This window comes from Streptomyces pallidus (ex Mingjun et al. 2026) (assembly GCF_051550185.1).
GTDB lineage: Bacteria > Actinomycetota > Actinomycetes > Streptomycetales > Streptomycetaceae > Streptomyces.
The window spans coordinates 3693017-3706355 of record NZ_CP196181.1 but is presented as its reverse complement, the minus strand read 5'-3'; the positions used below and the strand labels follow the sequence as shown (position 1 = coordinate 3706355).

Genomic DNA, 13339 nt, shown 5'->3' with positions numbered 1-13339 from the left:
CGGGCGTGAACCACGAGACGGGCGCGGGCAGCGCAGCGGGCGCGGCGACCGCGCCGGGGCCACGGCGCCCGACCGGGTCCGTGGCCCTGTCCGTCGTCATCCCCGCCCGCGCCGACGCGCACCGCATCGGCGAGACGGTCACCGCCGTACGCGGACACCTCGACGCCCGCTACGGCACCGGGCCCGGCGACTGGGAGCTCGTGGTCGTCGACGACGGCTCCGCGGACGACACCGCGGCCGCCGCCGGGGCCGTGGCCGCCGGCGACCCGCGGATCCGGCTGGTCCGCCTGGACGGGCCCCGCGGCAAGGGCGCGGCGCTGCGCGCCGGCGTGGCGGCCACCGCCGGGCGGCGGGTGCTGCTGGCCGACGCAGGGCTCGGCACCCCGCTGGACGAGCTGGACCGGCTCGAACAGCTCCTCGACGCCCCCACCGGCGCCCCCGCCCCCACCGGCGCCCCCGCCCCCACCGGCGCCCCCGCCGGCGGCCCCCGTACCCCCGCCGCCGTCCTCGGCCGGACCGGGAACCGCTTCGTGCGGGCCCTCGGCGTGCCCGGACTTCCCGGGTTCCGCGCCGACACCTGCGGCTTCGCCCTCTTCGACGGGGACCGGGCACGGGCCGCCTTCGCCTCCTCCACGCTCGACGGCCCGGCCGTCGACGCCGAGGTCACCCGCCTGCTGCGCCGCCGGGCCGGAGCCGGGGCCGTGCTGGAGGTCCCGGTGCGCCGCCGGACCGCGGTGCGGGCCGACCGGTCGGCGCCGACCGGTCGTGGCGCCGACGGCCCGGGCCGCCGGTTCGGGGAGCTGCTGCGCCTGAACGCCGGCGGCCTCACCGTCGCCGCCGTCTTCCTGGCCCTCTCCCTCTACGTGTTCCACGGCCTGTGGGCCGACCTCGACGGCCGCTACCTCAAGGACGCGCTCCAGGACCAGAACCAGTGGGAGTGGTTCGTCGGCGTCGCCACCGACAACATCGCCCACCTGCGCAATCCGTTCTTCACCACCGCCCAGGGCATGCCCGACGGCGTGAACCTGATGGCCAACGCGACGATGCTCGGCCTGACCGTGCCGTTGATCCCGGTCACGCTGCTGTTCGGCGAGACCGTCACGTTCGCCCTGGTCCTGACCCTCGGCATGGCCGCCAGCGCCTGGACCTGGTACTGGCTGATCCGCCGCCGCTGCACGCCGAACCGCTGGGCGGCCGCCGTCGGCGGGGCGCTCGCGGCGTTCGCACCGCCGATGGTGTCGCACGCCAACGGCCACCCGAACTTCGTCGTGCTGTTCATGCTGCCGCTGATCGTCGACCGGGCGCTGCGCCTCGCCGAGGGGCGCAACGTGGTCCGTGACGGGGTGCTGCTCGGGCTGTTCGCGGCGTACCAGATCTTCCTGGGCGAGGAGCCGCTGCTCATCGCCGCCCTCGGCATGCTCGTCTACTGCCTCGCCTGGCTGTCCGTGGACCGCCGTCGTGCCCTCGCCGCCGCGCCCCCGCTCGCGCGGGGCCTGGCGATCGCCCTCGCCGTCTGCCTGCCGCTGCTGGCCTTCCCGCTGTACTGGCAGTTCCTCGGCCCGCAGAGCTACCACTCCGTCCTGCACGGGGACAACGCCGGAAACAGCCCGCTCGCCCTGATCGAGTACGCCGCCCGCTCCCTGTTCGGCGATGCCGAGACGGCGGGGCGCCTGTCGATGAACACCACCGAGCAGAACGCCTTCTACGGCTGGCCGCTGCTGGCCCTCGGCGCGGCCATGTGCGCGGCGATGTGGCGGCGCCCCGCCGTCCGCGCACTGGCGATCACCGGGGCCGTGGCCCTGCTGCTGTCCCTCGGGCCGCGGGTGCCCGTACCGCGCACCGACCTCGCGTTCCCCGGCCCCTGGGCGCTGCTGGGCAAGCTGCCGCTGTTCGAATCGGTGATCGAGGGCCGGGTGGCGATGGTGTGCGCTCCGGTCCTGGGCGTCCTGGTGGCCCTCGCGCTCGACCGGGTCGCCGGCGCCCGTAGCCGTGAGCTGCGCACCGCCGGCGTGCTGGCGGTCGCGGCGGCGCTGCTCCCGGTCCTGCCGCTGCCACTGGCGGTCCGGGACCGCGCGCCGGTGCCCGCGTTCGTCACCTCGGGCGCCTGGAAGGGCTACGTCGAGCAGGGCGGGGTGCTCGTCCCGGTGCCGCTGCCCGACCCGGGCCAGGCCGACGCCCTGCACTGGCAGGTCGAGGCGGACTTCGGCTTCCGGCTCGCCGGGGGCTACTTCAACGGCCCGTGGGGGCCCGAGCGGACGGGGATCTACGGGGCGGCCCCGCGCCACCTGTCGAACCTGCTGCGCGACGTCCGCTACGGGGCCGCGCCGCCCGAGGTGACGCCGCAGTGGCGGGAACAGGCCCGGCAGGACCTGGAGTTCTGGAAGGCGGGCGCTGTGGTGCTGCCGTTCCAGGAGCGGTCGGACGAGCTGAAGGGCCTGATCAGCGACCTGCTGGGGCAGCAGCCCGAGAAGGTGCAGGACGTGTGGGTCTGGCGCGTCGGCCCCCGCACGGATGCGGGCGCGGGGCCGAGCCGGCCTGGGGCGTAGCCGCCCTCGCGGCAGCAGCCGTGCGGCCGCCGCAGAACCCGGCTCCGGCCGGGTTCTGCGCAGGCCTTCGCGGAGGGTGTCCGGCGCACTACGCTGGCGGCATCGGCGGCAACGACTGACTGATCGGAGCCCGAGTGGCCTGTGACCTGTGGCTGGTCCCCCTTGTCGACGTGCTGTGCCACAGCCCCGACAACCCCTTCGCGGAAGAGATCGCCTCGTACGACAGGGCGCTGGGCGAGGCCGGACTGCCGTCCGTGCCGGTGTTCGCGTACATGCCGGGCCTCAGCGGCGACGTCGCCCCCGTCGCCGGCTTCGACTACGACGCCCTGCACTTCCTGCGGCGGGCGTACCTGCTCCAGGTCTGCGGGCTGCCGGTGACCCCGGTGGACGGGCTGGGCGGGGACTACGAGCAGCTGCTGGAGATGTTCGAGGCCACGGCCCAGCAGTCGCACCTGGTGTGGCACTACGACCACGCGGGGGCCTACGTCCCGGTGGACTTCGCGGCGCCGCTGGCGAACGAGGAGCTGCTGGCAGCGGGTGGGCCGCTGGGGTCGGCGCACGGCCTGCTGCGGGAGCTGGCGGTGGTGGCTCCGGCGATCGGGATCGACCCGGGGAACCCGCCGGTGGCGCCCGCCCCGCCGAACAGGCCAACCGCACTGGAGGAGCCGGCGGGTCCGGTTCCGTACGACGACAGCCCCTTCGCCCGGGAGCGGCACGTCTGGCTGGGCCTGCACGCGGCCGCGACCCGCAGCCTCGGCCAGGGCTCGATGATCATCTTCAGTTGAGGGCGGACCGGTCGGCCCCGCGCCTCAGCGGGGCTGTTCCGGCGGGCGCTGCCGCGGCATGTTGGGCCGCGTCCCCGGCGGCAGGGGGAACCGCGCCGGCTGGGTCCCGGCCTCCGGGCGGGGGGCGGGCGCGCCCAGCGCCTGGAGCACCAGCGGCGCGGGCCCCGATCCGAACTCCAGCATCCACTCGGCGGTCTCGGAGCGCACGAGCTCGGTGAGGTCCTCCGAGAACCGCCGCAGCACCGTCAGGCAGCGCTCCGCGGCCTCGCTCGCCGTGCCCTCGGTGGGGCCCAGCACCTCCCGCACGTTCTCCGAGGCCCAGTCGAACTGCAGGGTCTGCAGCCGGCGCTGCACCGCCTGGGCCGTCGCGACGTCCCGCATCCAGCCCGAGGTCAGCCCGAAGAACTTGTCGCAGGCCACGCAGGCCGCGGCCAGCAGCAGCGAGAGGCAGCCGTACGTAGTGGCGCCCGGCGCGGCCCCGGTCAGTTCCAGCAGCGGCATCGAGGCGCCGACGACCGCCCCCGCGGCGGCGCCCACGCGCAGGACCCGCGCGCCCCGGCGCTTCCACGCACGGTCGGACATGTACCACTGCGCGGTGCGCAACGCATCCGCCTCGACCCGGCGGTAGAGCTCGTCCAGCCGCTCGGCGGGCTCGCCCCAGTCCCCGAGCGGGAAGGGTCCGCCGGTCAGATCGCCCGCCGCCATGGGCCCGCCGCCCTCCTCCCGAAGTTCTCGGGAGTCCCGGGGTTCCAGGGGATCCCGGGGTGGCCCCTCGGGCTGCATCTCCGGCTGGCTCACCCGGCGCTCCCTCTGCCTGCGCTGACGTGTGGTGGTGCGCGTGTGCGCAATGATGCGCATGCTCTTCCTACCTTCGAATGACGGCCGATGGGCGGAGAATCCCCGGATTTCCGCTCGCAGGAAGGTCCCCATCAGCGACGCGCACGCCGCGCCGGTCACTCGAAAGAGTTGGTCCTCACGGCGTAGGGCGCTGCGCGCGGTGAGCACGTAGGCTCGGATTGACCAAGCGTTCCGACGGTACGGAGTGAGTGACCTGTGTTTCCCGGTGGCGGACAGCCCAACATGCAGCAGCTGCTCCAGCAGGCCCAGAAGATGCAGCAGGACCTCGCGGCGGCCCAGGAGGAGCTGGCCCGCACCGAGGTGGAGGGCCAGGCGGGCGGCGGCCTCGTGAAGGCCACCGTCACCGGCTCCGGTGAGCTGCGTGCGCTCGTGATCGACCCGAAGGCCGTGGACCCGGAGGACACCGAGACCCTGGCCGACCTGGTCGTCGCGGCCGTCCAGGCGGCCAACGAGAACGCCCAGGCGCTCCAGCAGCAGAAGCTGGGCCCCCTCGCCCAGGGTCTGGGCGGCGGTAGCGGCATCCCCGGCCTGCCGTTCTAGCCCCGGCCCCCGCGGCCCCCGGCCCTCTCCACGACACCACAGCAGCACCACAGCAGCACAGCAGCAGAGAAAGAAGGCAGTCCGTTGTACGAAGGCGTGGTCCAGGACCTGATCGACGAGCTGGGCAGGCTGCCCGGTGTCGGGCCCAAGAGCGCGCAGCGGATCGCCTTCCACATCCTGCAGGCGGAGCCGACCGACGTCCGGCGTCTCGCGCACGCGCTGCTGGAGGTCAAGGAGAAGGTCCGGTTCTGCGCGGTGTGCGGCAACGTGGCGCAGGAGGAGCAGTGCGGCATCTGTCGTGACCCGCGCCGCGACCCCGCCGTGATCTGTGTGGTGGAGGAGCCGAAGGACGTGGTCGCCATCGAGCGGACCCGGGAGTTCCGGGGCCGGTACCACGTCCTGGGCGGTGCGATCAGCCCGATCGAGGGCGTCGGCCCGGACGACCTGCGCATCCGCGAGCTGCTGGCGCGGCTCGCGGACGGCGAGGTGACCGAGCTGATCCTCGCCACCGACCCCAACCTGGAGGGCGAGGCCACGGCCACGTACCTCGCGCGCATGATCAAGCCCATGGGCCTGAAGGTCACCCGCCTGGCCAGTGGGCTCCCCGTCGGGGGAGACCTGGAGTACGCGGACGAGGTCACGCTCGGGCGGGCCTTTGAAGGAAGGCGACTTCTCGATGTCTGACGCAACGCTGCACGCCCTGGCCCAGGACCCGGACGACTTCGCCGTCCAGATCGCGGACCAGATCGAGTCGTTCATCGTCGCGGTCACCGAGGTGGCCAAGGGCGAGGACCCGGACAGCGCGGTGCCCTTCCTCCTGCTGGAGTTCAGCCAGCTGCTGCTGGCGGGCGGCCGGCTCGGCGCGTACCAGGACGTCCTGCCCGACGAGCGCTACGAGCCCGACCTCGGTCCGGAGCCGGACGTGGACGAGCTGCGCGAGCGGTTCGCGTACCTGCTGGAGCCGGTCGACGTGTACTCCGAGGTCTTCGACCCGTACGAGCCGCGCAAGACGCCGGTCGCCCACCGGATCTCCGACGACGTCGCGGACGTGGTCGCCGACCTGCGGCACGGACTGGCGCACTACCGGGCGGGCCGGACCGCCGAGGCGCTGTGGTGGTGGCAGTTCTCGTACTTCTCCAACTGGGGCTCGACGGCCTCCGCGACCCTGCGCGCCCTGCAGTCGCTGGTCGCGCACGTCCGCCTGGACCAGCCCCTGGCCGCCCTGGACGGGCTGGACACGGACGAGGACCTGACCGAGGACGACCTCGCGGAGCAGGCCGGCCGGGTGATGGCCGAGGAGCTCGGTGCGATCGGCCGCAGGCCGGCCCCGAGGCCCGTGGGGGAGCGTTAGCGCAGGGAGGGCGTTCCCGTCGCCGCGATGATCGCGTGGTGAACGGGAGGTCTCATGATGCGGTACGCGTCGGCCGGATTGCGGTCGCTCGTTAGACTGACCCGCGACCGCAGTACTGGGAATTGAGCGAGGAGCGCACGTGGGCCTTGTCGTGCAGAAGTACGGAGGCTCCTCCGTAGCCGATGCCGAGGGCATCAAGCGCGTCGCCAAGCGGATCGTGGACGCCAAGAAGAACGGCCACCAGGTGGTGGTCGTGGTCTCCGCGATGGGCGACACGACGGACGAGCTGATCGATCTCGCCGAGCAGGTGTCGCCGATGCCTGCCGGACGTGAGTTCGACATGCTGCTGACCGCCGGAGAGCGGATCTCCATGGCCCTGCTGGCCATGGCGATCAAAAACCTGGGCCACGAGGCCCAGTCGTTCACCGGCAGCCAGGCGGGCGTGATCACCGACTCGGTCCACAACAAAGCGCGCATCATCGATGTCACGCCGGGCCGTATCCGCACCGCGCTGAACGAGGGCAACATCGCCATCGTCGCCGGCTTCCAGGGCGTGTCCGCCGACAGCAAGGACATCACCACCCTGGGCCGCGGCGGCTCGGACACCACCGCCGTCGCGCTGGCCGCGGCGCTGGACGCCGAGGTGTGCGAGATCTACACCGACGTCGACGGCGTCTTCACCGCCGACCCGCGCGTGGTGAAGAAGGCCCGGAAGATCGACTGGATCTCCTCCGAGGACATGCTGGAGCTCGCCGCCTCCGGCTCCAAGGTGCTGCTGCACCGCTGCGTGGAGTACGCGCGCCGTTACAACATCCCGATCCACGTCCGCTCGTCCTTCTCCGGACTGCCGGGTACCTGGGTCAGCAACGAGAAGCCCGAGTCGCAAGGGGACGAGCAGGTGGAGCACGCCATCATCTCCGGAGTCGCCCACGACGTCTCCGAAGCCAAGATCACCGTCGTCGGCGTCCCGGACAAGCCGGGCGAGGCCGCGGCCATCTTCCGCGCCATCGCGGACGCCGAGATCAACATCGACATGATCGTCCAGAACGTGTCCGCCGCGGCGACCGGCCTGACGGACATCTCCTTCACCCTCCCCAAGACCGAGGGCCACAAGGCCATCGACGCCCTGGAGAAGGCGAAGGCGCAGATCGGCTTCGACTCCCTGCGCTACGACGACCAGATCGGCAAGATCTCCCTGGTCGGCGCGGGTATGAAGACCCACCCGGGCGTCACCGCCTCCTTCTTCCAGGCGCTGTCCGACGCGGGCGTCAACATCGAGCTGATCTCCACCTCCGAGATCCGCATCTCGGTGGTGACCCGCCAGGACGACGTCAACGCGGCCGTCGTCGCCGTCCACACGGCCTTCGGCCTCGACTCCGACAGCGACGAGGCCGTCGTCTACGGAGGCACCGGACGATGACTGAAGCCCGGTCCTCCAGCCCGGCGCTCGCCGTGGTCGGGGCGACCGGGGCAGTCGGAACGGTCCTGCTCCAGATCCTGTCCCGGCGGGCGGACGTCTGGGGCGACATACGCCTGATCGCCTCCGCGCGCTCGGCCGGCCGCATGCTGGCCGTCCGCGCGGAGGAGAGCGAGGTGATCGCCCTCACCGAGGACGCCTTCGAGGGCCTCGGCCACGGCGACGTCGTCATCTTCCTGACCCCGGCCGAGGTCTCGGCCCGCTGGGCGCCCGTCGCCACCGCGCGCGGCGCCGCCGTCGTCGACCGGTCCGCCGCCTTCCGCGAGGACCCCGAGGTGCCACTCGTGGTGCCCGAGGTCAACGCCGCCGCCGTGCGGCACCGGCCGCGCGGGATCGTCGCCGGGCCGGACTGCGTCACCGCCGCGCTGACCGCCGCCCTGGGCGCCCTGCACGCCGAGTACGGGCTCGCCGACCTGACCGTGTCCTCGTACCAGGCCGCGAGCGCCGCCGGACGGTCCGGCTCCGAGGCGCTGCGCCGCCAGCTGTCGCTGGTCGCCGGGACCCCGCTCGGCGAGATGACCGGGGACGTGCGGCGCGCGGTCGGCGAGGACACCGGCCCCTTCGCGGCCCCGCTCGCCCTGAACGTCGTCCCGTGGTCCGGGCAGCTCGGCGCCGACGGCTGGTCCACCCACGAGCTGGCCGTCCGCGCCCAGACCCGCCGCGTCCTCGGGCTCGACTCCCTCCCGGTGGCGGTGACCTGCGTCCAGGTGCCCGTGCTGACCGGGCACTCGCTGAGCGTCCGGGCACGGTTCGCCGCCCCCGTGGACGCCGGGCGGGCCCGCGAGGTCCTCCAGGCCGCCCCGGGCGTGGTCGTCGTGGACGAACCGGCGGCGGGGGAGTTCCCGACCCCCGTGGACGCGGCGGGAACGGACCCGGCGTGGGTGGGACGGCTGCGGGCCTCCCTCGACGACCCCTGCTCGCTGGAGTTCTTCGTGTGCGCCGACAACCTCCAGGGCGGCGCCGCCCTGAACGCCGCGCGGATCGCGGAACTGATCGCTGATGAATTCGCGTAATGCACTTTGTAGGATCAGGTGCTGATCCCTTGATCAAGGTGATGGCCTGACTGCCGCTGGACGGACGGGGGGCAATCGGGAAGAACGAGTACGCATGAGGGCAATGAGGATGGTGCTGGCCGGTCCGCCCCGCGCGTACAACCCTGGTGGGGGGACGCGTGTCCAACTGGCGTGGCAGAGGCACTACTCGTACGCGACGGCGCACCGGCGCGCAGCACGACCGCTGCGCCGCCCGGCAGGGGCTCCCGGACGACCGGCGGACTCCCGGTGATCGTCCCGGTCCCGCCGACCGTGCCGTCGGCGTCGGGCCCGCCCGCCCTGCCGACCCCGGGTGGCCGCGTGCCCACGCCGCGCGGTAGCGCCGGACCCGCCGACCCCGCCGACCCCGACGCGCACGACTCGAACGACGCGGACGAAGGGACCGGCGGGACCGGCGTGGAGGCCGCTGCCGCCGCACCGCCCGAGGTCGTGGCCGGCACCACGGTCGACCACCTCACCGAGACCTACCGGGCCCACTACCGCTCCCTGCTGGGCCTGGCCGCGCTGCTCCTCGACGACACCGCCTCCTGCGAGGACGTCGTCCAGGAGGCGTTCATCCGCGTCCACTCGGCCCGGAGCCGGGTCCGGGACCGCGACAAGACGCTGGCGTACCTGCGGCAGACCGTCGTCAACCTCTCCCGTTCCGCGCTGCGCCGCCGCATCCTCGGCCTGAAGCTGCTGTCGAAGCCGATGCCGGACATGGCCAGCGCGGAGGAGGGCGCGTACGACCAGCTGGAACGGGACGACCTCATCAAGGCGATGCGCGGACTGCAGCGGCGCCAGCGCGAGGTGCTGGTGCTGCGGTACTTCGCGGACATGACCGAGGCCCAGGTCGCCGAGACCCTCGGCGTCTCGCTCGGCTCGGTGAAGGCGTACGGATCGCGGGGCATTGCCGCGCTGCGGGTGGCGATGGAGGCTCAGCAGTCATGATGGACGACCACACGCGACCGGACGGCGGGGCCGGCGAGGAGCAGGAGCTGCGGAGCCTGCTGCAGGCCGCGGTCTCGGGCCTGGAGCCCTCCACCGGCGCCCTGGACCGGCTGCGGTCCGCCGTCCCCGCCCGCCGGGCCCGCAAGCGGCGCGCCCTCGTCGGCGTCGCCGCGGCAGCGCTGCTGGCCGGCACCGCCCTGCCCACCGCCCTGCACCTGGGCATCGCGGGCGGCGACGGCAGCGTCGGCGACCACTCCGCGATGGCCGGACACGGCGAGGCCGCCGGCACGGACGGCGCGGACGGCCAGGGCCACGACCACTCCGGGACGGGCCACCCGCCCAAGCAGTCCAGGGACGCCGACGCGGGCCCCGGAGCCGCCGGCGGCGCCGTCGCCGGCGCCGACCCCGCGACCACCGGGTCCCCGCCGGGCGGCGGCAGCGCCGACCCGTCCGGGACCGGTGGCCAGGGCGGTGCGGCCGGGGCCTCCAACGGCCCGATGCCCCCTCTGGCCTCCCCGGCCGCCCCCGGGTGCGGCGCGGACCAGCTCGGGGTGCAGGCCAGCGCGCGCGCCCCGGAGGCCGACGGCAAGGTCTACGGCAGCTTCAAGGTCACCAACGTCTCGGCCCGCGGCTGCAGCGTCGCCGGCCCGGACACCGTGACCGCCGCCTCCCTGGGCCCCTCCGCGCCCGGCGGGGCCTCGGGGGTCACCGTGGTCGGCCACACCGCGGGCGACGCGGCCCCGGGGCTGCCCGACCCGGCGGTGGAGGCGCCGTCGCTGGTGCTCCAGCCGTACGCGGCGTACGAGGTCCGCTTCGCCTGGGTGCCCTCGGGCATGTCCTGCCCGGCCGCCTCCCCCGACGCGGCGTCCAAGCCCCCGGCGGGCGGCGCGCCGCAGGAGCAGCGCTCCGCGGACGGCACGGCCGCGGCGGAACCGGGGGGCCAAACCGCCGGCCCGGCCGCGGACGGCGCCGGTGTGGCGGTGTCCCACACCCCGGCCACGGCGGTGCCGGGCGCGCCCGCGCCGACCACCCGGACGACGATCCCGGCGGCCTGCGGGGGCACGGTCTACCGGACCGGCGTCATTCCGCTGGACCCGACGCAGAAGCCCTGACCTGCTGTCGCTCTGGCCCGGCCCCCGCGCCGGAGCCGGCCGCCGCGCCGTCGGCGGGCAGCAGGCCGGCCTCGGCGTCGCGCAGGGTCTCCACCTCGCGGCGGTACAGCCGGAACCACATGAACAGCACGAACGCGGCGAAGACGAACCACTCGCCGGTGTAGCCCAGGTTCTGGAAGGCCTTCAGGTCCAGACCGGTGTTGCTCGGCGCCTGAGCGGGCACCGGCGTCAGCCCGTCCGCAGGGGCCTGCACCGTCAGCCAGGCGTCGTACAGCTCGTACGGCACCAGGTTGACCAGCGAGGCCGCCCCGATCACGCCGAGCTGCCCGGCCGGCAGCCCGCCCCGGGAGTGCACGCCCTTGCTGCCGGAGGTCTCCGAGGCCTGCAGGGCCCCCGTCACCTCGACCCGCCCGGTCGGCGCGGCCGGTGCCCGGCCGGGGTCCGCCGTGCCCGGCAGCCAGCCCCGCACCACGGGGACGGCCTTGCCGGAGTCGGTCTTCAGCAGGGTCAGGACGTAGAAGCCGGCCTTCCCGTCGAGCCGCCGCTCCGGGACCAGCAGCTGCTCGGCGTACTGCCCGGCGACGGAGGCGAGCCGGCCGGAGGTCTGCTTGTCCACCGGCAGCAGCGAGTCCAGCGGCGCGGCCGCCTCCTCGGCGGGGCGCGCCTCGTTCGCCTGCCGGTGGGTTTCGACGCGGTCCTCGAACCGGCCGAGCTGCCAGGTCCCCATGAACAGGCAGACGGGAACGGCGAGCGCCACGAAGACGTTGATCCCCCACCAGCGCGGGGTCAGGAGAAACCGGTGCACCCCACCACCGTACGGGGGGTGCACCGCGATCACGGTGGCGGGGGTTCGCCGCCCCGCCGCCCGGGACCCGGTTCAGCGGGGCAGGTGCTTCAGGGCGAAGTCGATCTCCATCCTGACCTGCTTGATCCGCTCCTCCACCACCAGCGAGCCGTGCCCGGCGTCGTACCGGTACACCTCGTGGACCGCGCCGCGCGCCGCCAACCGGTCGACGTAGTTGTCGATCTGCCGGATCGGGCAGCGTGGGTCGTTCACGCCCGCCGCGATGTGCACCGGGGCCCGGACCGCGTCCACGTACGTGAGTGGGGAGGACGCCGCGAAGCGCTCCGGAACCTCCTCCGGCGTACCGCCGAACAGGGTGCGGTCCAGGGACTTCAGCGCCTCCATCTCGTCGTGGTACGCCGTCACGTAGTCGGCCACCGGTACGGCGGCCAGCCCCACCGCCCAGGCCTCCGGCTGCATGCCGAGGCCCAGCAGGGTCAGGTACCCGCCCCACGAGCCGCCCGAGAGCACCAGCCGGGCCGGGTCGGCCAGGCCCGAGGCCACCGCCCACTCGCGGACCGCGGTGATGTCCTCCAGCTCGATCAGCCCGACCCGGTGCTTGAGGGCGTCGGTCCATTCCCGGCCGTACCCCGTCGAGCCCCGGTAGTTGACGCGGACCACCGCGAAGCCGTGGTCCAGCCAGGCCGCCGGGCCGGCCGCGAAGGCGTCGCAGTCGTGCCAGGACGGACCGCCGTGCACCTCGAACACGGTGGGGAAGGGCCCCTCGCCGTGGCCGACCGGCCGCTGCGCGAGCGCGTGGATCCGCCCGCCCGGGCCCTCCACCCACACGTCCTCCACCGGCACCGAGCCGGGCGCCCGGAAGCCCGGCGGCTCCAGCACCACCCCGCCCGCCGTCGACCGGATCGCCGCGGGTTCGGCCGCCGAGGACCACTGGTACTCGACCGTTCCGTCGGGCCGCGCCGTCGCACCCGAGACCGTGCCGGGCGGGGTCTCCACCCGGGTCAGCTCCCGCGCGGCCAGGTCGTAGCGCCACAGCTCGCTGCGCGCCTCGAAGCCGTGCTCGACCAGCAGGGCCGAGCCGTCCGGGTACCACTCGGCGCTCACGTCGCCCGGCAGGTCCAGCGCCAGCTCCTGCTCGGTGCCGGCGGCCACGTCCCACACCATCGGCTCCCAGCGGCCGCGGCGCTGGTGGCCGACGAGCAGCCGGGTGTCGCCGGCGACCGGGGCGAAGCCGAGGACCTCCAGGCCCAGCTCGACGGTGCCGCCCCGGGAGTCGTCCAGCTCCGCGACCGTGGTGCCGTCCAGGGTGACCACGCGCAGGGACGCGTGCATGGCGTCGCCGTGCTCGGTGTGCTCGATCGCGATCAGCGTGCCGTCCCGGGACAGGTCGCCGACGCCCGCCGACTCCCGGTGCCGGTAGATCTCCACCGGCTCCGCGCCGCCCGGCCGCACCACGTGGACGGTCGAGCCCTCCTCGTCGGTGGACCGGCCCACGACCGCGGTCCCGTCCCGGCCGATGGCGAGCCCGGCGGGGTACGAGGGCTTCAGGCCGGGAGCGGCCGGCTCGTCGGGGCCGCCCGCGAAGGGCTGGCGCACCCACGTCCCGAACTCGTCGCCGTCGGTGTCGGAGAACCACCAGATCCACTCCCCGTCGGGGGAGAGCGTGCCGTCGGTGGTGCCGTTGGGCCGGTCCGTGGCCTGCCGCTGGGTGCCGGTGGTGCGGTCCCAGGCGTACAACTCGTAGGTCCCGGTCGCGTTGGAGACGAACAGCGAGCGGTGCGGGGCGTCCTCGGCCCAGTCGGGCAGTGCGACGCGCGGCGCCCGGAAGCGCTTCTCCCAGTCGGGCATGCCCGTGGCCGTGTTGTCAGTCATACCCCCTATGT

12 protein-coding genes are annotated in these 13339 nt (G+C 74.3%); 9 read left to right on the top strand and 3 right to left on the bottom strand.

The genetic code is table 11. From position 1 onward, the window contains the following. Positions 1-5: 5 nt before the first annotated feature. On the top strand, positions 6-2546 hold the full coding sequence (locus ACSHWO_RS16160) for a glycosyltransferase (RefSeq protein WP_438312637.1): 2541 nt from the start codon (positions 6-8) through the stop codon (positions 2544-2546). 134 nt (positions 2547-2680) lie between these two features. Next, positions 2681-3331: a hypothetical protein gene (locus tag ACSHWO_RS16155; protein WP_385841508.1), complete on the top strand. Its 651-nt coding sequence runs from the start codon at positions 2681-2683 to the stop codon at positions 3329-3331. A gap of 24 nt (positions 3332-3355) precedes the next feature. Here ACSHWO_RS16155 and ACSHWO_RS16150 read toward each other — a convergent pair whose 3' ends face one another. Continuing rightward, positions 3356-4129 (bottom strand): SLATT domain-containing protein, encoded by a 774-nt coding sequence (locus ACSHWO_RS16150; RefSeq protein WP_361097199.1) that lies wholly within the window; start codon positions 4127-4129, stop codon positions 3356-3358. Positions 4130-4384: 255 nt separating this feature from the next. On the opposite strand from ACSHWO_RS16150, the gene ACSHWO_RS16145 reads away from it, so the two are divergent. The 7 genes from ACSHWO_RS16145 to ACSHWO_RS16115 all read left to right on the top strand — a co-directional run bounded on the left by ACSHWO_RS16145 (position 4385) and on the right by ACSHWO_RS16115 (position 10651). Further along, a complete protein-coding gene (locus ACSHWO_RS16145; protein WP_360632362.1) occupies positions 4385-4729 on the top strand; it encodes a YbaB/EbfC family nucleoid-associated protein in 345 nt (114 codons plus the stop codon). An 84-nt stretch (positions 4730-4813) separates the two neighbouring features. Further along, positions 4814-5413: a recombination mediator RecR gene (recR, locus tag ACSHWO_RS16140; RefSeq protein ID WP_361097202.1), complete on the top strand. Its 600-nt coding sequence runs from the start codon at positions 4814-4816 to the stop codon at positions 5411-5413. After that, complete coding sequence (locus ACSHWO_RS16135; protein WP_361097205.1) at positions 5406-6080, top strand: DUF5063 domain-containing protein; 675 nt, start codon at positions 5406-5408, stop codon at positions 6078-6080. Before recR ends, ACSHWO_RS16135 begins: the two co-directional genes overlap by 8 nt. Positions 6081-6219: 139 nt before the next feature. Continuing rightward, positions 6220-7500 (top strand): aspartate kinase, encoded by a 1281-nt coding sequence (locus ACSHWO_RS16130; RefSeq protein WP_360632353.1) that lies wholly within the window; start codon positions 6220-6222, stop codon positions 7498-7500. After that, entirely contained in the window at positions 7497-8570 is a 1074-nt protein-coding gene (locus ACSHWO_RS16125; RefSeq protein WP_438312634.1) for an aspartate-semialdehyde dehydrogenase, read from the top strand. Before ACSHWO_RS16130 ends, ACSHWO_RS16125 begins: the two co-directional genes overlap by 4 nt. A gap of 171 nt (positions 8571-8741) precedes the next feature. After that, a complete protein-coding gene (locus tag ACSHWO_RS16120) occupies positions 8742-9539 on the top strand; it encodes a SigE family RNA polymerase sigma factor (RefSeq protein ID WP_438312632.1) in 798 nt (265 codons plus the stop codon). Continuing rightward, positions 9536-10651, top strand: a complete 1116-nt coding sequence (locus ACSHWO_RS16115) for a hypothetical protein (RefSeq protein WP_438312629.1) — start codon at positions 9536-9538, stop codon at positions 10649-10651. The genes ACSHWO_RS16120 and ACSHWO_RS16115 overlap by 4 nt, the downstream gene beginning before the upstream one ends. Here ACSHWO_RS16115 and ACSHWO_RS16110 read toward each other — a convergent pair. Further along, entirely contained in the window at positions 10620-11456 is an 837-nt protein-coding gene (locus tag ACSHWO_RS16110; RefSeq protein WP_438312627.1) for an SURF1 family protein, read from the bottom strand. The genes ACSHWO_RS16115 and ACSHWO_RS16110 overlap by 32 nt on opposite strands. Positions 11457-11528: 72 nt before the next feature. After that, on the bottom strand, positions 11529-13328 hold the full coding sequence (locus ACSHWO_RS16105) for a S9 family peptidase (RefSeq protein WP_385841455.1): 1800 nt from the start codon (positions 13326-13328) through the stop codon (positions 11529-11531). Positions 13329-13339 lie beyond the last annotated feature (11 nt).

What these genes read in the sequence shown, in the direction of transcription:
- ACSHWO_RS16115 (WP_438312629.1), top strand. Translation starts at nt 9,536, where the DNA reads ATGATGGACGACCACACGCGACCGGACGGCGGGGCCGGCGAGGAGCAG.
- ACSHWO_RS16105 (WP_385841455.1), bottom strand. Translation starts at nt 13,328, where the DNA reads ATGACTGACAACACGGCCACGGGCATGCCCGACTGGGAGAAGCGCTTC.
- ACSHWO_RS16135 (WP_361097205.1), top strand. Translation starts at nt 5,406, where the DNA reads ATGTCTGACGCAACGCTGCACGCCCTGGCCCAGGACCCGGACGACTTC.
- ACSHWO_RS16125 (WP_438312634.1), top strand. Translation starts at nt 7,497, where the DNA reads ATGACTGAAGCCCGGTCCTCCAGCCCGGCGCTCGCCGTGGTCGGGGCG.